The following is an 18670-nucleotide window of genomic DNA, read 5'->3' as shown; positions in this document are numbered from 1 at the left end:
ACTACTAGCTTTAGGACCCCAGATGGCGGTAGTCACGTCCGTCGAGGCCAGTTCCTCCGCACCGAAGGCGACGCAACCCGTCAGCACTCGGCGCCGGAAGCTCCCATCCCCATCCACTATGTGGTCGACCATTTGGCGGCCGCTCGCCCTGGTAGCGGTGCTCGTCGCCGCATGGTGGGCCGTCACCGAGTTCGAATTCGTCGAGCCCTACATTCTGCCGTCGCCGGCGGATACTTGGCGCACCGCCGCTGACAACTCGACATACCTGCTCCAGAACACCTGGGTGACGACCTACGAAACGGTGGTCGGCTTCGTTATCGCCGCGCTGATCGGCGAAGCCGTCGCGCTGGTGATGATCTACTCGCGCGGTATCGAGCGAACGATGTATCCGCTCATCCTCTTCGCGCAGGTCATCCCCAAAATCGCGATCGCACCGCTGTTCATCGTATGGCTCGGGTTCGGCACCAGTCCCAAGATCCTCGTCGCCGTACTGATGGCCTTCTTCCCGATCGTCATCTCCGGTATGGCCGGGCTGCGCTCGGTGGATCCCGAGATACTCGAGCTCACCTCCACGATGGGCGCGAGCAATTGGAAGACCTTCGTGAAGGTACGTTTTCCGGCCTCACTGCCCCAGTTGATGTCCGGCCTCAAAATCGCCGCCACCCTCGCGGTCACCGGCGCCGTCGTCGGCGAATTCGTCGGCGCGAACGAGGGCCTCGGCTACGTGATTCTGCAAGCCAACGGCAATATCGACACAGCGATGCTGTTCGCCGCCCTGATCATCATGTCCATGCTGGGCATCATCCTGTTCGCGATCATCGAGATCGCCGAGCAGTTCCTCATTCCATGGCACGCCTCCCGTCGCTCCACGGCTTCGGCCGTCGGCGCGGCATGAGCATGTCGGACAAACCGTCTTCGCGCCACAGCTGGAGAACTCGCATGAAATTCGGAATTCGCACACTCACGACGATCGGCGCCGCCGCGGTGGCCTCGGTCCTGGTACTGACCGGCTGCGGGGGCGGCGGCAACGACGCGAAGGATCCCGGCGCCGACGGAAAGACCACCCCGGTGTCGCTGATGCTCAACTGGTACCCCTACGGCGAGCACGCCCCGTTCTATTACGGGGTGCAAGAGGGCATTTTCGCCGAGCACGGCATCGATCTGAAGATCTCGGCCGGCCAGGGCTCGACCAAAACCGCGCAGGCCACCGGTTCGAAGCAGACCGACTTCGGCTGGGCCGATACTCCGGCCGTCCTCAGCAATATCGATAAGGGCGTCAAGATCAAGAGCGTCGGCGTCTACCTCCAGACCACCCCGTCGGCAGTGCAGGTATTCGCCGATTCGAATATCCGGACGCCGGCCGATCTGGCGGGTAAGACCATTGCCGTCTCCGCGGGTGACGCACCGACCACGACCTTCCCGGTCTATCTCGACAAGGCAGGCGTTCCGGCCGACCAGGTGACCCAGCAGAGCCTCGACTCGGCGGGCAAGATGTCGGCGATGCTCTCGGGGCGCGTCGACGGGCTGATCGGATTCGCACACGACCAGGGCCCCACGATCGCGAACAAGAGCGGTAAAGAGGTCCGCTACCTGCGGTATTCGGACCAGGGCCTGAACTTCTTCAGTAACGGGCTGATCGCGAATGAGGCCACCATCGAGTCCTCGCCCGAGCTGGTACAGGCCATGGTGGATGCGACGAGCGAAGCCTTCGCCGCCGCGGTCGCGAATCCGGAGGCAGCGGTCGCCGCGATGGAAGGTAAGGATCCACAGTTGCCGCCGCAGCAGGTATTGCTCCAGCAGTGGCAGCAGACTATCCCGCTGCTCAGCACGCCGGAGACCGCCGGTAATGCGCCGGGAACCAATTCCGAAGCGAATTGGCGCGCCACCGTCGATGTCCTCAGCAGCGCGAAGCTCCTCGACAAGGCCGAGAACCCGGCCAAGTACTGGGCCGCTGAGTTCACACCCACCACCAAGCCGTGACCGGAGCAGGTGACGATATGAGCACATCCACCACCACCATCGCTCGCACCGATACCGCGGTCGCGGTAACCGACCTGAACGTCCGGTTCTCGTCCAAACGCGGCGAGGTCACGGCACTGCACGACGTCGACTTGCAGGTCCGTCGAGGCGAATTCGTTTCGATCGTCGGCCCGTCCGGCTGCGGCAAATCGACACTGCTGAAAGTCGTCGCCGGCCTCACCGATCCGAGCGGGGGCGATGTCGAACTCGGCGGCGCTCCCGTGCGCGGGCCGCAGCGCAATATCGGCTACGTATTCCAGCGCGCCGCACTGCTGGAATGGCGGACCGTACGCAAGAACATCCTGCTCCAGGCCGAGATGCGCGGCATGAACAAACGGACGGCCGCGGCCGAATGCGCCCGTCTCATCGAGATGACCGGACTCGGCGGATTCGAGGATGCGCTGCCGCACGAACTCTCCGGCGGTATGCAGCAACGGGTTTCACTGTGCCGGGCCCTGCTGCACGAACCGGAAGTACTGCTGATGGACGAACCGTTCGGCGCACTCGACGCGCTGACCAGGGAACGGATGAATGTCGAGCTGCATCGGATCTGGCGGGAAACGGGCACAACCGTGCTGCTGGTCACCCATTCGGTGGCCGAGGCCGTATATCTCGCCAACCGGGTCGTCGTGATGAGCCCGCGGCCGGGCAGGATCATCGAAATGCTCGACGTCGACCTGCCCGCGCACCGGAACTACGCCACGACGATGGAGACGCCGGAATTCATCAGGGTCGCCAACCGGGTCCGGGATCTGCTCGGTTCGGTGGCGCAAGCGGACTGATATTCGATCCCCGCCGACTCACTGACAGGAAGCCGACCGCGTGAGGGTTCTGGTTGCCCCGGACAAGTTCAAAGGGAGTCTCGCCGCGTCCGAGGTGGCCGACCGGCTGGCGGCGGGCTTGGCGGAGGCGGGAGCCGACAGCTACAGAATGCCGCTGGCCGACGGCGGGGATGGAAGCGTCGATGCCGCGGTCGCGGCCGGTTTCGTTCCGCATCCGGTAACGGTGGCCGGGGCGGCGGGAACTCCGAGATACGGGCGGATCGCCGTCGGCGCCGGTACCGCTGTGGTCGAGGTCGCGAATACCTGCGGCCTGGCCACCCTGCCGAGCGGCCGCACCCTGCCGCTGGATGCGAGCAGCCTCGGTATGGGACAAGCCATCGCGCAAGCGTTGCGCTGTCGGCCGCACCGATTGGTCCTCGCACTCGGTGGCAGCGCCAGCACCGACGGCGGGATGGGACTGCTCGCCGCGCTGGGTTTCACCTTCGCCGACGCGAGGGGAAGGCGATTGCGAGCATGCGGACGGAGTCTGGGCCGAGTCCACACTGTCGACTCATCGCGGGCGGCGAGACCGGCCGGGGTCGAGATCGTGGTCGCAGGCGATGTCACCAATCCCTTGCTCGGACCGGACGGCGCGGCGGCGGTGTACGGCCCACAGAAGGGGGCCACCGACGCCGAGGTGCGGTTCCTCGACGCCGGCCTGCGCAACCTCGTCCGCGCCTTCGCCCGCAGCGGCTACCCGGACGCGCAGGCCTTCGCGGCCACAGCCGGAGCGGGCAGCGCGGGCGGGATCGGCTTCGCCGCGTTACTGCTCGGCGGCGAGATCGTGTCAGGTGCCGATTACTTTCTCGACCTGTTCGAATACGATCGGCACCTGCCCGGTTACGACTTGGTGGTCACCGGGGAGGGAAGTATCGACGAGCAGACAGCGCACGGCAAACTGCCTGCGGTTCTGGCTCGCCGCTCCCACCCCGTCCCGGTCGTCGCCGTCGCCGGGCGGAACACGCTGTCCCCGGACCGATGGGGACTCGCGGGATTCACCGACATCCATTCCCTCGGCGACTACACCGACAGAGATACCGCCGGTGATCCTGAACTGACCCGGCAGCTGCTGACCCGGATCGGCCGGCGGATCGGCCGCACCGCCCTCGTGGCGCGATGAATACGCCCGGCGCCACCCGGGTGGCTTCCGGCCGCGACTTGCCGGGCCCACTTTCTCAGTGCAGGATGCCGTAGGTGGCGGCGATGGTGAATCCGTGGTCGAGGATGTCGCACGTGACCGTCCCCTGGAAGCCGACGCCGCAGGTGGCGTATCCCAACGAGACTTTGTGCCCCTCCGGTAGAACCTTCGCTTCGCCGGAATAGGTGAATATCGGCGTATCGGAGGCTACGTAGTGGGCAGGTTCGTTGCCGGAAACGCGTACTCCGTTCGTCCCTGCCGGAGCGTCGATCGGCACGGCATCGCATCCCGACAGCCCGTCGAGGTAGATCGCGCAGTGGCGCCCATCCGGGGTTCGGAAGAAAACCGTCGCGTCGTGATCCGGAGTCCGGACCAGGTACTCGGCGTTGTCGACCGACGTCCATTCGTCGAGATCGTCAGCCGTTGCGGGTCCGGCGGCCAGCGCTACAGCGCCGGGAGCGAGTAGTGCGATCGCCGGGATCGCGAACAGTCGAGCACGGTTGAGCACGGTAAGACCTCCAGGATCGGTTGACGAGTGACTCGATGGATCGGTATTCGTGGGTTGCCATGGGCGGTCAGGTGGTGACGGTATCGGCCAAGGTGCGGTTGCCTCGCGCTACGTCGATCGCGCCGGAGAGATCGAGGTGGAGTTCGAGGTCCGGTTCGGCCGCGGGGCCGTCGTGATGGCTGACGCCCGTTTCGGTCACCACGTAGTAGAGGGTGCTCTCACCGATATGGACGGTGACCGTCCCCGTCTCGACCAGGTCTGCGACCGCGCGGCCCAGCGGCAGGGCGAACCAGTGCGCGCGGACAGCATCGGTGTCGCCGCGCTCGCCGAGTAGTGGTGTGCCCCAGGCCGACAGTGCGTCGAGCACGGGCCGCAGGCCGACGCCCACCGCGGTGAGTTCGTAGACCGTGGTCGTCGCCCGTGGGCCGACGCGGCGGCGCGTGAGTACGCCCTCGCGCTCGAGATCTTTGAGCCGGGCCGCCAGCACATCGGTGCTGATGCCGGGCAAGTCGGCGAACAGATCGCTGTAGCGGCGCGGACCCGATGACAGTTCGCGGACCACGAGCAGATTCCACCGGTCTCCCACGACGTCCAGTGCGCGGCTGACGGCACAGAAGTGACCGTAGGTTCGGCGGGACATGCCCTCACTCTAGCTCAGAGCTTGGAAATTCCAAGGGCATACTTGGAACTTCCAAGTAGAGTAGGCGGCAGCCGTGCCGAGAAGAGGATGTTGATGCAGGTCAAGCAGTCGAGCAAGTTGTCGGGCGTGTCCTACGAGATCCGCGGCCCGGTCGCCGAACACGCCGCGCGACTGGAGGTCGAGGGGCATCATGTGGTGAAGCTGAATACCGGCAATCCGCTGTTGTTCGGGTTCGAGGCGCCATCGGAAATCCTGCAGGACATCGTCCGTACGTTGCCGGCATCCAGTGGCTACTCCTCCTCCAAGGGGTTGCTCTCGGCGCGGCGCGCCGTCGTGCAGTACTACCAGGACCTGGGCATGGACGATGTCGATGTCGAGGAGGTGTTCCTCGGCAACGGCGTATCGGAACTGATCATGATGGCGATGACGGCGCTGCTGGAGAACGGCGACGAGGTACTCGTCCCCGCGCCGGACTTTCCGCTGTGGACCGCGGCGACCACGCTCAACGGCGGCCGGGCCGTGCACTACCAGTGCGACGAGTCCTCCGACTGGTACCCCGATGCGGCCGATATCGCGGCGAAGGTCACCGACCGCACTCGCGCGATCGTGATCATCAACCCGAACAACCCCACCGGCGCGGTCTATCCGCCGCATGTCCTGCGTGAGATTTTGGAGATCGCACGTCGTCACAATCTCGTGGTGTTCTCCGACGAGATCTACGACAAGATCCACTACGACGACCTCACTCACACCGCGACCGCCCCACTCGCTCCGGACCTGTTGTGCCTGACCTTCTCCGGATTGTCGAAGTCCTATCGATGTGCCGGGTTCCGGGGAGGATGGCTGGTGGTGTCGGGTCCGACGCACCACGCAAAGAGCTATCTGGAGGGTCTGACCATGCTCGCGGGCCTGCGTCTCTGCGCGAACGTACCCGCACAGCAGGCGATTCAGGCCGCTCTCGGCGGTCATCAGAGCATCTACGACCTCACACTGCCCGGTGGCCGGCTACGTGAACAACGCGACCGCGCCTGGGAAGCGCTCAATACCATCCCCGGCGTGTCCTGTGTAAAGCCCAAGGGTGCGATCTACGCCTTCCCGAAGATCGACCTCGATATCTATCCGATCCACGACGATGAACGATTCGTCCTGGATCTCCTCCTCCAGGAGAAGCTGCACATTGTGCAGGGCACCGGCTTCAACTGGCCCCGCCCCGACCACTTCCGCATCGTGACCCTCCCGCACGCCGACGATCTCGAGGCGATCATCGAACGTATCGGCCGCTTCTTGGCGACCTACCGCCAGTGATGTCGGGGCGGTTCCGCCATCGCGTGTGGCAGGGACTACTCCCGGCCGCCGCCGACGCACGCCGATGCCGGTTCGTCGAGCCGCGGCCCTGTGCGTGTGTGTCGGCCACCACACGGATTCGAGTTGACTCTCACACCGATGTGAGACTTTAACGTACCTTGTATGACACTCGAGCACGCGACCAACCAGCACGACAACCGGGTCACCCTCGTGGGCCTCGGGCCCATGGGCCTGGCGCTGGCAGAAGCATTGTTGAAGCAGGGGCATTCCCTCACCGTCTGGAACCGTACACCCGGCAAAGCCGACGAGCTGGTCGCAAAGGGCGCCGGCCGCGCGCAGACCGTTTCCGAGGCGGTCGCCGCGAGCCCGATCACAATCGTGTGCCTGAACGACTACGAGACCATGTACCGGGTCGTCGACCCCGCTACCGCCGAGCTCGAAGGCCGCGTCCTTGTCAACCTCAGCTCCGGGACGCCGACCGAGGCGCACGCAGCCCTCGCATGGTCCGCCGAACACGGCATCGACTATCTCGACGGTGCCATCATGGTGCCGCCGCCGCTGGTGGGCGAACCCGACGCGGTATTTCTGTACAGCGGTGAGCAGAGCGTCTTCGATCGGCACCGCACGACATTGGCGAGCTTGGGGGACCCGCGCTATCTCGGGGCTGATACCGGCCTGGCGGTGCTCTACAACACCGCTCTACTCGAGATGATGTACGCGACCATCAACGGCTGGCTACACGCGACCGCCCTGCTCGATTCCGCGAATGTGTCGGCCCAGAAGTTCGCCGAGTTGGCGTTCGGCTGGTTCATGCCCGCCGTGGTGGACTACGCGTCACTGGCCGAGCAGGCGCCAGACCTGGACGCCGCCAACTACCCCGGCGCTTTGGGCACGCTGGAGATGAATCTGAATGCACTGGAACACATCACCCGCACCAGCGAGGAGCAGGGCGTCCACTCCGGCCAGCCGCGGCTGATGAAAGAGATAGCCGAACACGCCATCGCCGAGGGATACGGCGGACAGAACTATTTCGCCATCTATGAGCTGTTCAAGCAGGCAAAGCCGCGTTCGTGACCGCGGCTGCGGCTGGTTCGAGGGCGCCGGCCTCGGTCACGAGTGCCATCGGGATTCATCACGAAGACCGACCGCCGATCGTCGGCGAACGCGATCTTCGCCGGACGCGATGGCTGGTGAGACTCCGAACCGCAGCTGATGGCCGGTCCCGGCACCGCGAGGGTGATAGCGACGGCGCGCAGCACCCGGCTCCTCGTCGTGCGTATGTGGCCGATGAGCAGCCCGGCCCGGTCGATGAGGACGACCCAGCAGGTGGGGATGAAGGTAGGAACTCTCGACATATCGAGGATCGTTCCGGGACCGCGCCCCGGACGCGTTACCGGTGCTGGGTATCTCCCGAGCCCGATGGCGAACGTGCAGCCGGCGCGGGCACACCGAAGCGCGACATGGTGCGAGGCCGGGTTCGTGGAGCGGTGACGGGTGTGGTGCCGTTACCGGTGATCCGAACAGTGGAACGCGCCGGAGTTCGCTCTTCGCGATGGGGGATGTTCGTACCCGGACATGAACACCTACTGAACAAGGCCGATCAATCGATCGTTATGGACCATATCCCTGCTGGGCGGAACCCTCAACGGGGGACGCGGACGAGATCGCGGGCGAAGTCGATGTACTGCCGGGCGACCGCCTCGGGGGTGAGCCCCCCGGTAGGTGACCACCACTGCGGCAGGGACGTGCACAGCGTCACCACCGCGCGGGCGGCTTCCCGGGGCAGTGGTGTCTGCATCGCGCCGCGCCGGCATCCCTCGCTGATCTCGTCTTCGACCATATGTTGCACGTTCCGCCTGGCCGCCACGATCCGGGCGCGGTGCGGCTCCTCCAGGCTGCGCATCTCGCTCGCGCCGATGAACCCCAGCTCTCGGCGGTGCGCATGGTAGAGGGCCAGGCATTCGACCAGCCTCTCCAGGCGTTCGACCGGCCCGTCGCCCTCCGCGCGAGCCGCGCGGCAACGTTCCTGGAGGTCGTCCATGGTCATGTCCAGGAGTGCGACCAGCAGATGCTGTTTGGTCGGCCAGTGGTGGTAGACGCCCGCGACCGACAGGCCCGCCCGGTCGGCGATATCGCGGATCGACGACCCGTGGTAGCCGACCTCGACGAAGGCGTTCAGTGCTCCCGCGACCGGCGGAGCGAGGCTCAACGGCGGGAAGTCCCGCCACTGCCCATCGGTCGCGACCGGTGCCGGAGTGGCGGTACGGAGGCTCGCGAGATCGGTCTCGAACAGTGCGGCGGCAGTGGCGAGCCGATCATCGCTGATCCGCGCGTGTCCGTTCTCGATCGCGCTCCAGGTGCCGATGCTGACGCCGATTTCGGGGACGGCTTCCCGGATCGTGAGGCCTTTGCGCTGTCTGGCCGCGCGAAGTCGCCGGCCGAGGGCTTCGCGAGCGTCGGCTTCGTCGTGCGCGTTCTGCTGTCCGGCCACTCCGTACTCCTTTCGCGGTGGGATGAGCGTAGTCGCCGTTGACATCGCCGCGGCCCATGGGCTAGCTTCCAGTTTTGTTCAAACCTACCGTTCGATCGCTCGGTTCAGGAGATGGTCATGTCGGATACTGCTCCACCGGGGATCTCGGTGCCGCTGCTCGAAGAGTTTCTGCGCACCGAGGTGCCCGGTTTGCTGAGTGGTCCGCTGCGGGTCGAATTGCTCGCCGGCGGCCGGTCCAATCTGACCTATCTGCTCACGGACGGAACCGGTCGCTGGGTGCTGCGCCGTCCACCACTCGGGCACGTACTCGCCACCGCCCACGATATGACCCGTGAGTACCGGGTGTTGCGGGCACTGCATCCGACCGATGTCCCGGTCCCGAAGCCACTGGTGATCGCCGGAGCGGAGATCATCGGTGCGCCCTTCTACGTCATGGAGTTCGCGTCAGGGGTAGTGCTCCGTGAACGTGCGCAACTCGACGCGTTCGGCGCCGCGTCCGAGCAACTCGCCGCCGGGCTGGTCGCGACGCTGGGCCGCTTGCATCAGCTCGCCCCCGAGTCTGTGGGCTTGGGCGACCTGGGGCGACCGGCCGGGTATCTCGCACGCCAACTGCGCCGCTGGGCTGCTCAGCTGGCCGCGTCGCACAGCCGTGATCTGCCGGATCTCACGAGTCTGGGGGAGCGGCTGGGTCGCATTCTGCCCGCCGGGCAGGCGCCGGGGATCGTGCACGGTGACTATCGCCTCGACAATGTGGTGGTCGATCCGGCCGACGGCCGGGTGGTCGGAGTCCTGGACTGGGAAATGGCCACGATCGGTGACCCGCTGACCGATCTCGCCTCGATGGTCGTCTGGTGGGACGGCATCCGCGGGCTGGACAGCCCGGTCGCCGCGGTCCCCGGTGATGTCCCCGGGTACCCCACCGGCGGCACCCTGGTCCGGACGTATGCCGAGGAAACCGGCCGCGACCTGTCCGAATTCGACTGGTATCTGGGTTTCGCCTATTACAAGATCGCGGCGATCTTCGAGGGCATCCACTACCGCGCACAGCAGGGGCTGACCGTGGGAGACGGCTTCGATCGTCTCGGCGCGATGGTGCCTGCCCTGGTCGAACGCGGTCACGCCGCCATCACCGAATTCGCCACGGCGCCACGGTGATGCGGTAGCGGGCTGGTCCGCCCGTCGTCGAGCGGCTGATTGCCGGAGTGCTGCTCAGGCACTGATTCCGTGCGTCAGGACAGCGGCGAGCTCGCGGTAGGCCTCGCCGTCGTCGAGGCCGGTACTCGCGCGCAGGCCGCCCTGCTGGATGCGCACCATCATGGTGGCCGCGAGGTCGGCGGCGAATGCCGCGTGCACGCCGCGGAATTCGCCGGTCGACACGCCCTCGTCGATCAGTTCCTGGACGCGCCGGGCAGCGATGCGGGTGTTGCGGTCGTAGACCGCGCGCGCGGGAGCGAATGCATCCAGGTCGGTCATGAACCGGATCGAGGCCACCGACAGTGCCTCACCGACCGCGGTGAGGTAGGCGGCGATGCGCTCCCGCGGTCCGGTGGTGGCGGCGACATTCGCCTCGACCGCTTCGGTCGCGTGTTTGAAGAAATGCACGGTCGCCGCGGTGACCAGCTGTTCCTTGCTGTCGGCGAGGGTGTAGAGGGTGGACTTCGAGCATTTGAGACGGGCCGCGATGGCGTCGAGGGTCAGGTGTGCGAAACCCTCGGTGCGGAACAGTTCGACAAGTTCGTCGAACAGTTTCGTACGGCGGGCCGTCGCGAAGGCCGAACGTTGCTCCATGCTCGACGACAGTACTGCAATCGCTCTTGCAGTACTGTTACGCCAGCAGTACTGTAGTTGTCGATCCAGTACCGTCACCCGTATCAGGAGGAGAATCCTGTGGCTGTCGATCGACTCCTGCCCACCGACGAGGCGCGGGATCTCATCCAGCTCACTCGCGATATCGCCGACAAGGTGCTGGCGCCGATCGTGGACGAGCACGAGAAGGCGGAGAGCTACCCCGACGGCGTGTTCGCCACGCTGGGGGAAGCCGGGCTGCTGAGCCTGCCGTATCCGGTGGAATGGGGTGGCGGGGGACAGCCCTACGAGGTGTACCTGCAGGTACTCGAGGAACTCGCCGCCCGCTGGGCCGCCGTGGCGGTCGCGGTGAGTGTGCACAGCCTGGCGTGCCACCCACTGCTGGCATACGGCACCGATGAGCAGAAGCAGCGGTGGCTGCCGGAGATGTTGAGCGGCGACACAATCGGTGCGTACAGCCTGTCGGAACCGCAGGCCGGGTCCGATGCCGCAGCGCTCGCGTGCAAGGCCACCGCCGACGCCGGCGGATACCGGATCGACGGCGCCAAGGCGTGGATCACCCACGGCGGCATCGCCGACTTCTACAACCTCTTCGCCCGTACCGGGGAAGGCTCCGGTGGTATCTCCTGCTTCCTCGTGCCCGGTGACATCGCCGGGCTGAGTTTCGGCAAACCGGAAGAGAAGATGGGCCTGCACGCGGTGCCGACCACGTCCGCGCACTACGACAACGCCTATGTCCCCGCCGAACGTCGTATCGGCGCCGAGGGGCAGGGGCTGCAGATCGCCTTCAGCGCACTGGATTCCGGCCGTCTCGGGATAGCCGCTGTCGCGGTCGGTCTGGCGCAGGCCGCGCTCGACGAGGCCGTCGCCTACGCCCGGGAACGAACAGCGTTCGGCCGGAAGATCATCGACCATCAGGGTCTCGGGTTCCTGCTCGCCGATATGGCTGCCGCGGTGGATTCCGCCCGCGCGACCTATCTCGACGCCGCGCGACGGCGGGATGCGGGGCTGCCGTACTCGCGTAACGCCTCGGTCGCCAAACTCGTCGCCACGGACGCGGCGATGAAGGTCACCACCGACGCCGTCCAGGTCCTCGGCGGTTACGGCTACACCCGCGACTTCCGCGTCGAACGCTATATGCGCGAAGCCAAGATCACCCAGATCTTCGAGGGCACCAACCAGATCCAGCGCCTGGTCATCAGCCGCCACCTCGCCCGCTGAAACGCCGCCGGCCGACCGGACGGGCCCGCGTGACGGCTGATGAACAACGGCGTCCCCGCCGAGCTGACCGATATCGACTCGGTGAAGTGTGGCTCATCGGTGAGGACTCCCGTACCGATGCCGTAGCGGGCCCGCCGTAGTGCGCTACGGCGGGCCCGCCCGAACAGATCGAGTCGGCCGTCATCGTTCTGTGCGAGCGGCCGGTCACCGCGCGCTCCGGGTCGTTTCCGCCGGGCCGACAGGTCGAATCGATCTGCGACGGTGAATCCGTGGGCTTCGACGGCCTGTCTCTATCGGGACGCAACGGCGGCGTGTCGGCCCGCGATCCGTCCGAACACCGATCCGTTGGTGAGTCCCGATCCACCTGGGTAATTGAAGTAGAAGATCCCACCGACGATCTCACCGGCGGCGAACAGACCCGGAATCGGAACCTGGTTGCTGTCGATGACCTGCGCGTCGGTGTTGATGCGCAGACCGCCGAATGTGAAGGTGATACCGCAGGTCACCTGGTATGCCTCGAACGGGCCCTGATCCAGCGTGTTGGCCCAGTTCGTCTTGCCGACGGCGAGGCCGTTCGTGCCGCGGCCGTCCTTGCGGTTGGGGTCGAACGGTGTGTTCGTGTCGACTGCCGCGTTATAGGCCCGGACCTCGTCGAGGAAGCCTTGGGGGTCGACGCCTTCGAGCTTCGTCGCGAGAGCCTCCAGCGTCGGCGCGGTCACCTTGGTGACCTGGCGGATCCGGTACTCGTCCCGCAACAGGGGAGTCACCTTCTGGTCGAAGATCTGCCACGCCATCTGTCCCGGCTGCTCGAGGATCTGGCGACCGTACTTGGCGTAGGTGTAATTCCGGAAGTCGGCGCCTTCGTCGAGGAACCGGCGACCCTGCGCGTTGACCATGATGCCGAAGGGGTAGCTGTGCTTCTGGAAGTTGTCGCCCACGGCGAGATCGCCGAACTCCGGGGCGTTGCGCTCCCAGCCGACGGCGTGGCACCCCGACCAGTTGCCGGTCGGGCTCGCACCGATCTCCATCGCCATCCGGTGACCGTCACCGGTGTTGTACATCGTGCCGCGGACCTTCGCCAGATCCCAGGACCGGCCGAGGTAGCGGGTTCGCCATTCGGCGTTGGCCTGGAACCCGCCGGAGGCGAGAACGACGGCGTCCGCTCGTTCTTCGCGGGTTTTCCCGGCGTGCTTGACCACGACACCGGTCACGCCCGTGTCATCGGTCAGCAGGGCGGTCACGTGGGAGTCGTATTCGATCTCGACGCCTTCGCGTTCCGCGCACTTGGCCAGGTAGTCCACCAAGCCCGGCCCACCGCCGTTGACTTCGACGGTCAGCCCGCCCCAGAACTTGAACCGCCCTTCGACCTTGAATGCCTGGCGCCCGTAGATCGGTAGGAACCGCACGCCCTTCTCCCGCATCCAGAGCAGGGTCGGGTAGCTGTTCTCCACCAGGAGGCTCGACAGCTCGGGATCGGTCCGGTATTCGCTCACCCGTGCCAGATCATCGAGGAAGTCTCCGGTGGAATAGGACCCGAAATCGGTGATGGCGACCTCGTCGTCGGTCAGGTCGGGCATCAGTCGGCGAAGGTCGTCCACGCCGTCGTAGGTCACCCGCATCGCCCCGGCGGTGAAGGCGGTGTTGCCACCGCGCAGTTTCCGGCCCGCGCGCTCGAGAACCAGCACCTCGGCCCCCTGTTCGCGGGCCGACAGCGCCGCGCAGAGCGCGGCGTTCCCGGCCCCGACGACGATCACACGTTTCTCGTTCATCTTTTTCGCGATTCCTTCCATATCTACCTCGGCGTCGTCATCAATGTATACCAAGGTGTACAAGCTGTGCATATCTGTTGACAGCTTGTATACATCTGGATACCTTGTGCGCTGTGGAGTTCCACACCTGGCTCTCAGATCAGCCGACCGGTCGGCTCGACCGGGGATCGGTCCGATGCGGCCAGGGGCGAACGCGGAACGGCGTGAGCCGTCGTGCCACAGTCACATCTGAAGGAGAGCACCACATGATCAACGCAGAGCCACCGCGGGGGACGGGCACATTGCCGAGCGCAGCGGCCGCGCCCCCCACGATGCGGGAAGCATCCAAGGTGGCACGGGCCGCGTTCATCGGCACCACTATCGAGTGGTTCGACTTCTACCTCTACGCCAGCGCCGCCACACTGGTATTTCCGGAGAAGTTCTTCCCCGGTCTGGGGCCCGCCGGTGGAGCGCTCGCCTCGTTCGCCACTCTTACCGTGGCATTCGTCGCGCGGCCGGTCGGTGGTGTCGTCTTCGCGCATTACGGCGATCGTGTCGGCCGCAAGGCGACCCTGGTCGCGTCGCTGCTCCTGATGGGTATCAGTACCTGTCTGGTGGGTCTCATTCCCACCTACGAGACGATCGGCGCACTGGCACCCATCGCACTGGTGCTGCTGCGGTTCGTGCAGGGCGCCGCCGTCGGCGGCGAATGGGGTGGTGCCGTACTGATGGCGACCGAGTTCGCGCCACCGAGCTCGCGGGCTCGACTCTCCAGCTGGCCGCAGCAGGGCGTGACCGCCGGCCTGATCCTGTCCACGGCTGTTCTGTTGCTCGTCACCACGACCATTCCGAGTGAGGCCTATCTCGCCTGGGGCTGGCGGATCCCGTTCATCGGAAGCCTCCTGCTGATCGTGGTGGGCCTGGTCATGCGCTTGAAGGTCCGCGAGTCACCGGTGTTCGCGGCCGCCCGGCAAGCCGCGCAGGAGGAGTCGAACGGTCAGCTGCCCATTCTGGAGGTGTTCCGTCGCTACACCCGGAAGACGGTACTGGCGTCGGTTGCCTACATCGCCGTGAGCACGACGTTCTATGTCGCATTCGTGTACCTGCTCTCGCACGCGACCAGTGACCTCGGGATCAGCAAGACCGCGGCACTGACAGCGATCCTGGTGGCGGCGTGTTTCTACTCTGTCGGGATCATGCTGTCGGCGTGGATCGCGGACGCGCGGGGCCGGCGGCCGGCGTTGCTCATCGGCTTGATCGGCGCGCTGGTGACAAGCGTTCCCATGCTCCTGCTGGTGCAGACGGGTGAGCCGATCCTGTTCGCGGCGGGCCTGTCGATGTTCTCCCTGCTGGTCGGAATGAGTTACGCACCGATCGGCGTGTACTTCGCGGAGCTCTTCCCCACGGCGATTCGATACTCCGGTATGACCGCGACGAATCAGGTGGGGTCTCTGCTCGGTGCGGCGATCGCACCCTTCGTCGCGGCCGCGCTCTACCAGGCGTTCGGTATGGTCGCTGTGGGGATCTACTTGATTGTGGTGACTGCTGTGAGTGCTGTAGCCGTGGCAATTCTCGGGGAGACCCGGGGCACGGAGATCGAGCGATGACCGCCGCGGATACGCTCGGCCGCGCATGCGACACGGTGAGCGCGCTCGACCTGGATCGGGTGCCACCCGAATCGATCGAGAAATCCGCGCGGATCATCGCCGATTGCATCGCGGTCTCCACGGCCGGCTACCGGACCGCGCCGATGTCGGCGCTCGTCGCGGCCGATACGGAGAACGGTCTGGTCACCGGAGGTGCACAGCGGAATCCATCCCATCGGTCCACCGTGTGGGGCGGCGGGCATGCTCCGGCTCACCATGCGGCGTTCCTCAACGCGACAGCCGGCAGTTTCCTCGAACTCGACGAAGGAATGCGACCGACAGGTCACCCGGGCATGCAGGTCGTCCCCGCGGCGATCGCCGTCGCGGAGGACGTCCACGCGTCCGGCGCCGACCTCTTGCGCGCGGTGATCGCCGGCTACGAACTCAGTGCCAGGCTGTTCCGCGCTGTACGGCTTCGTCGGATCGCCCATCCGCACGGCCATGTCGGTGCTCTCGGCGCGGCGCTGGCGGTCTCGATGCTGCGCGGCACGGATATCCGAGCGGCTACGGCGATCGCGTCGACGCTGCCGCTGGCCTCCACCTGGCAGGCCTGCTACGACGGAGCGACCGCACGCAACGCGTACATGGGGCACGCGGCAGCAGTCGGTGTGCGGTCCAGTGATCTGGCGCGCGCAGGCTTCACCGGTTCCTTCGCGTCCTTCGTGGTCTCGCTCGGCGACCTGCTCGGCGAAGGTCTCGACGAAGCGCCACTGATCGACGGCCTGAAGTACGACGCACTGGCGATCGACGCGGGTTATTTCAAGGTGCACAGTGCCTGCGCGCTGACACACACCGCGATCGATGCCGCACTCGAGATCGTCGAGTCGGGGCCGCTCGCCCCGGATACGATCGCGCGGGTGCGGGTCGAAACCGTCGCGGCCGTGCGCAAGGTCGACGTTCGAGAGGCGCCGAACGACCTGTCCTGCCGCTTCTCCATTTCGTACGCGGTCGCGGCGGCTCTGGCCACCGGCACGAGCGGCCCGGAGGCATTCCGATTCAGCCCGGATATCGCCGCCCTCGCCCGCCGGGTCGAGGTTCATGTGGATCCACAGCTCGAAGCGCGGTGGCCGGCGTCGTCGCCGGCCCGGGTCCGCGTCGAATCGGACGGCCGGATTCTCGAGTCCTTGGTCGAGAACCCCACCGGTCACCCTCCGCGTACCCTGTCCCGGGACCGGCATTTCGAGAAGTTCGCCGCCGCGATCTCGGATCCGGGCCGTGCGCGGGACGGGTGGACGCGGATCATGGATCTGCGGCGCCTCCCCGACGTCGATTCGCTGTTGGCATGGTGATCCTATGACCGAGCAGCTGCTGACCGTCCTGGGCACGGGCGGCACGATCTCTACGCGCCCCGGCGCCGACGGTGCCATCCCGCGGATGACCGCGAACGAGCTGGCGAGCTCACTCGGCGTCGAGCGTGTTCGCTCGCGAGACGTCTTCACACGATCATCGCGCGAAATCGGTCCGGCGCAAGCATGGACTCTGGCGGTCGCGATCGAGGACGAAATCCGTGGTGGCGCTACCGGGGTCATCGTGACCCACGGGACGGACACGATCGAAGAGACCGCGTACGCGCTCGCGCTGCTGGTCGACACTCGCATTCCCGTCGTCCTCACCGGAGCCATGCGCGCACCGCACCTGCCCGGCGCCGACGGACCCGCGAACCTGCGGGCCGCGGCGTGTACGGCGTCGTGCGCGGCGATGGCGGCGTACGGGCCGTTAGTCGTGATGCACGACGAGATCCATCTCGCACCGCTGGTCACCAAAAGCCACGGTGTGAGCGTCGCCGCGTTCACCTCGCCGGCGGCGGGACCGGTCGGGCGCATCGTCGAGAACGAGCCGCTGCTGCTCCTCGGCCCGCCGGTTCACGCCTCCCTGCTGGCACGGCGAGCCGCGCCCACCGCGCGCGTCGAAGTCGTGAGTGTGTGTGGCGGGGACGACGGACTCGCCGTAGAGAGCGCGGCACAGCGGTCCGATGGAATCGTGCTCGCTGCCACCGGCGCCGGGCATGTGTCGGCAGCCGCGGCGGCCGCCGCCAAGAGTGCGGTCGCCGCTGGTATCCCGGTCGTGTTCACGAGCAGATGCGCGGACGGACTGACCCTTGCCGAGACTTACGGTGGTCCCGGTTCGGAAACAGAGCTGCTGCGCGCGGGTCTGGTCCGAAGCAGGTTCCTGAGCCCCGCCAAAGCACGGCTCCGTCTGCTCTTCGGGCTGTCCGCGGGACTCGCCCCCGACGAACTCTTCCCCTCCGAAGAGAAGGGAACCTCCCAGTGACCTCGAGAGATTTCATCGGCTACGGTGCCCACCCGCCGGACTTCACGTGGCCGAACGGGTCTCGTGTCGCGGTGAACGTGGTGCTGAACTACGAGGAGGGCGGCGAGCGGAACGTGCTCGACGGCGACGAGGCCCGCGAGACCCTCCTCGAAGCCCACTACTCCGTGCCCGAGGGCGACCGCGAGCTGTTCGCCGAGTCGACCTTCGAGTACGGCAGCAGGGTCGGGGTCTGGCGGGTGCTCGACGCGCTCGACGACGCAGAGGTGACGCCTACGGTCTTCGCCACCGCGCGAGCCCTGGAACGTAATCCGGCAGTGACCGAAGCATTCCGGGCGCGCGGATGCGATATCGTCGGCCACGGCTATCGCTGGATCCCGCACGCGCACCTATCCGTCGAGGAGCAGCGTCGCGATATCGATCTCGCTGTGCAGACCATCCACCGGCTCACCGGAAAACCGGTCAACGGTTGGTTCACCCGACCACCGAACACCATCCACACACGTTCCCTTCTCGCGGCCGCCGGAGTGACCTACGACGCGGGCTCGGTCAGCGATGACCTGCCCTACTACGAGGATGTCGACGGGAAGCCGTTCCTCGTCGTCCCCTACTCGCTGGACGTGAACGACACCAAGTTCTACAAAGGGCAGTTCTTCACCGGGCGCGACTTCGCCGAATACGCGATCGACGGGCTCGGCGCAGCACTCGGCGGCCGCCGCCCGACCCTCTACTCCATCGGCCTGCACTCCCGGATCATCGGGCGTCCCGCCCGGCTGGCCGGTCTGCACCGAGTGCTCGACTACCTTGTTTCGCGCGACGACATCTGGATCGCGGGTCGGGATGACATCGCGTCCTTCTGGCGTGCCACCTTCCCTCCGGCAGCGGACTGACTCTCCCACCGGCCGCCGTGCGCATCCCACGGGCCCTGATCCGGGGAAGGGGGCGAGGAGTTCGCAGAATTGTCCGGCGTCGATTCCCGGGAGGGCCGCCGCCGATCCGGATCTTGTCCGGACGGCGGGGCGGTCGTGTACCCCCGGAGCGGCCGGGACGGCTAGCGTA

General features: G+C 66.5%; 17 protein-coding genes. 12 read left to right on the top strand and 5 right to left on the bottom strand.

Annotated features, from left to right (window positions below; genetic code table 11):
- Positions 1–118: 118 nt before the first annotated feature.
- Genes OG405_RS13585 through OG405_RS13570 form a run of 4 tightly spaced genes read left to right on the top strand, consistent with a single transcriptional unit; the run spans position 119 to position 3960 of the window.
- Positions 119–895 carry an ABC transporter permease gene (locus OG405_RS13585; protein WP_327151989.1) on the top strand — a complete coding sequence of 259 codons (777 nt, stop codon included), beginning with the start codon at positions 119–121 and terminating at the stop codon, positions 893–895.
- Positions 896–939: 44 nt separating this feature from the next.
- On the top strand, positions 940–1980 hold the full coding sequence (locus tag OG405_RS13580) for an ABC transporter substrate-binding protein (RefSeq protein ID WP_327151988.1): 1041 nt from the start codon (positions 940–942) through the stop codon (positions 1978–1980).
- 17 nt (positions 1981–1997) lie between these two features.
- Positions 1998–2801, top strand: coding sequence for an ABC transporter ATP-binding protein (locus OG405_RS13575; protein ID WP_327151987.1), 804 nt, complete (start codon positions 1998–2000; stop codon positions 2799–2801).
- Positions 2802–2841: 40 nt separating this feature from the next.
- Positions 2842–3960: a glycerate kinase gene (locus OG405_RS13570; RefSeq protein ID WP_327151986.1), complete on the top strand. Its 1119-nt coding sequence runs from the start codon at positions 2842–2844 to the stop codon at positions 3958–3960.
- A 55-nt stretch (positions 3961–4015) separates the two neighbouring features.
- Here the strand turns inward: OG405_RS13570 and OG405_RS13565 are convergent, their stop codons facing one another.
- Positions 4016–4486, bottom strand: coding sequence for a hypothetical protein (locus OG405_RS13565; RefSeq protein ID WP_327151985.1), 471 nt, complete (start codon positions 4484–4486; stop codon positions 4016–4018).
- Positions 4487–4553: 67 nt separating this feature from the next.
- Entirely contained in the window at positions 4554–5126 is a 573-nt protein-coding gene (locus OG405_RS13560; RefSeq protein WP_327151984.1) for a winged helix-turn-helix transcriptional regulator, read from the bottom strand.
- A 93-nt stretch (positions 5127–5219) separates the two neighbouring features.
- On the opposite strand from OG405_RS13560, the gene OG405_RS13555 reads away from it, so the two are divergent.
- The gene (locus tag OG405_RS13555) at positions 5220–6431 is read left to right on the top strand and encodes a pyridoxal phosphate-dependent aminotransferase (RefSeq protein WP_327151983.1); all 1212 of its coding nucleotides are present in this window, start codon (positions 5220–5222) and stop codon (positions 6429–6431) included.
- A 162-nt stretch (positions 6432–6593) separates the two neighbouring features.
- Positions 6594–7505, top strand: a complete 912-nt coding sequence (locus tag OG405_RS13550) for an NAD(P)-dependent oxidoreductase (RefSeq protein ID WP_327151982.1) — start codon at positions 6594–6596, stop codon at positions 7503–7505.
- Positions 7506–8073: 568 nt separating this feature from the next.
- Here the strand turns inward: OG405_RS13550 and OG405_RS13545 are convergent.
- A complete protein-coding gene (locus tag OG405_RS13545; protein WP_327151981.1) occupies positions 8074–8922 on the bottom strand; it encodes a TetR family transcriptional regulator in 849 nt (282 codons plus the stop codon).
- A 117-nt stretch (positions 8923–9039) separates the two neighbouring features.
- On the opposite strand from OG405_RS13545, the gene OG405_RS13540 reads away from it, so the two are divergent.
- Entirely contained in the window at positions 9040–10077 is a 1038-nt protein-coding gene (locus OG405_RS13540) for a phosphotransferase family protein (protein WP_327151980.1), read from the top strand.
- Between the two features lie 54 nt (positions 10078–10131).
- On the opposite strand, the gene OG405_RS13535 is transcribed toward OG405_RS13540, so the two are convergent.
- Positions 10132–10710 (bottom strand): TetR/AcrR family transcriptional regulator, encoded by a 579-nt coding sequence (locus OG405_RS13535; protein ID WP_327151979.1) that lies wholly within the window; start codon positions 10708–10710, stop codon positions 10132–10134.
- 99 nt (positions 10711–10809) lie between these two features.
- On the opposite strand from OG405_RS13535, the gene OG405_RS13530 reads away from it, so the two are divergent.
- Positions 10810–11949 carry an acyl-CoA dehydrogenase family protein gene (locus tag OG405_RS13530; RefSeq protein ID WP_327151978.1) on the top strand — a complete coding sequence of 380 codons (1140 nt, stop codon included), beginning with the start codon at positions 10810–10812 and terminating at the stop codon, positions 11947–11949.
- A 290-nt stretch (positions 11950–12239) separates the two neighbouring features.
- On the opposite strand, the gene tcuA is transcribed toward OG405_RS13530, so the two are convergent.
- Positions 12240–13718: an FAD-dependent tricarballylate dehydrogenase TcuA gene (tcuA, locus tag OG405_RS13525; protein ID WP_327151977.1), complete on the bottom strand. Its 1479-nt coding sequence runs from the start codon at positions 13716–13718 to the stop codon at positions 12240–12242.
- 245 nt (positions 13719–13963) lie between these two features.
- Between tcuA and OG405_RS13520 the strand changes: the two genes are divergently transcribed.
- The 4 genes from OG405_RS13520 to OG405_RS13505 are packed head-to-tail and all read left to right on the top strand — an operon-like array spanning position 13964 to position 18501.
- The gene (locus tag OG405_RS13520; RefSeq protein WP_327151976.1) at positions 13964–15304 is read left to right on the top strand and encodes an MFS transporter; all 1341 of its coding nucleotides are present in this window, start codon (positions 13964–13966) and stop codon (positions 15302–15304) included.
- A complete protein-coding gene (locus tag OG405_RS13515; RefSeq protein ID WP_327151975.1) occupies positions 15301–16632 on the top strand; it encodes an MmgE/PrpD family protein in 1332 nt (443 codons plus the stop codon). Before OG405_RS13520 ends, OG405_RS13515 begins: the two co-directional genes overlap by 4 nt.
- A 4-nt stretch (positions 16633–16636) precedes the next feature.
- The gene (locus tag OG405_RS13510; RefSeq protein WP_327151974.1) at positions 16637–17614 is read left to right on the top strand and encodes an asparaginase; all 978 of its coding nucleotides are present in this window, start codon (positions 16637–16639) and stop codon (positions 17612–17614) included.
- Positions 17611–18501, top strand: a complete 891-nt coding sequence (locus tag OG405_RS13505) for a polysaccharide deacetylase family protein (RefSeq protein WP_327151973.1) — start codon at positions 17611–17613, stop codon at positions 18499–18501. The genes OG405_RS13510 and OG405_RS13505 overlap by 4 nt, the downstream gene beginning before the upstream one ends.
- Positions 18502–18670: the final 169 nt, after the last annotated feature.

It is taken from the genome of Nocardia sp. NBC_01329, assembly GCF_035956715.1.
Taxonomy (GTDB): domain Bacteria; phylum Actinomycetota; class Actinomycetes; order Mycobacteriales; family Mycobacteriaceae; genus Nocardia.
This window is presented reverse-complemented; position numbering and strand designations above follow the sequence as displayed.

What these genes read in the sequence shown, in the direction of transcription:
- OG405_RS13585 (WP_327151989.1), top strand. Translation starts at nt 119, where the DNA reads ATGTGGTCGACCATTTGGCGGCCGCTCGCCCTGGTAGCGGTGCTCGTC.
- OG405_RS13580 (WP_327151988.1), top strand. Translation starts at nt 940, where the DNA reads ATGAAATTCGGAATTCGCACACTCACGACGATCGGCGCCGCCGCGGTG.
- OG405_RS13575 (WP_327151987.1), top strand. Translation starts at nt 1,998, where the DNA reads ATGAGCACATCCACCACCACCATCGCTCGCACCGATACCGCGGTCGCG.
- OG405_RS13560 (WP_327151984.1), bottom strand. Translation starts at nt 5,126, where the DNA reads ATGTCCCGCCGAACCTACGGTCACTTCTGTGCCGTCAGCCGCGCACTG.
- OG405_RS13555 (WP_327151983.1), top strand. Translation starts at nt 5,220, where the DNA reads ATGCAGGTCAAGCAGTCGAGCAAGTTGTCGGGCGTGTCCTACGAGATC.
- OG405_RS13550 (WP_327151982.1), top strand. Translation starts at nt 6,594, where the DNA reads ATGACACTCGAGCACGCGACCAACCAGCACGACAACCGGGTCACCCTC.
- OG405_RS13540 (WP_327151980.1), top strand. Translation starts at nt 9,040, where the DNA reads ATGTCGGATACTGCTCCACCGGGGATCTCGGTGCCGCTGCTCGAAGAG.
- OG405_RS13535 (WP_327151979.1), bottom strand. Translation starts at nt 10,710, where the DNA reads ATGGAGCAACGTTCGGCCTTCGCGACGGCCCGCCGTACGAAACTGTTC.
- tcuA (WP_327151977.1), bottom strand. Translation starts at nt 13,718, where the DNA reads ATGAACGAGAAACGTGTGATCGTCGTCGGGGCCGGGAACGCCGCGCTC.
- OG405_RS13520 (WP_327151976.1), top strand. Translation starts at nt 13,964, where the DNA reads ATGATCAACGCAGAGCCACCGCGGGGGACGGGCACATTGCCGAGCGCA.
- OG405_RS13515 (WP_327151975.1), top strand. Translation starts at nt 15,301, where the DNA reads ATGACCGCCGCGGATACGCTCGGCCGCGCATGCGACACGGTGAGCGCG.
- OG405_RS13510 (WP_327151974.1), top strand. Translation starts at nt 16,637, where the DNA reads ATGACCGAGCAGCTGCTGACCGTCCTGGGCACGGGCGGCACGATCTCT.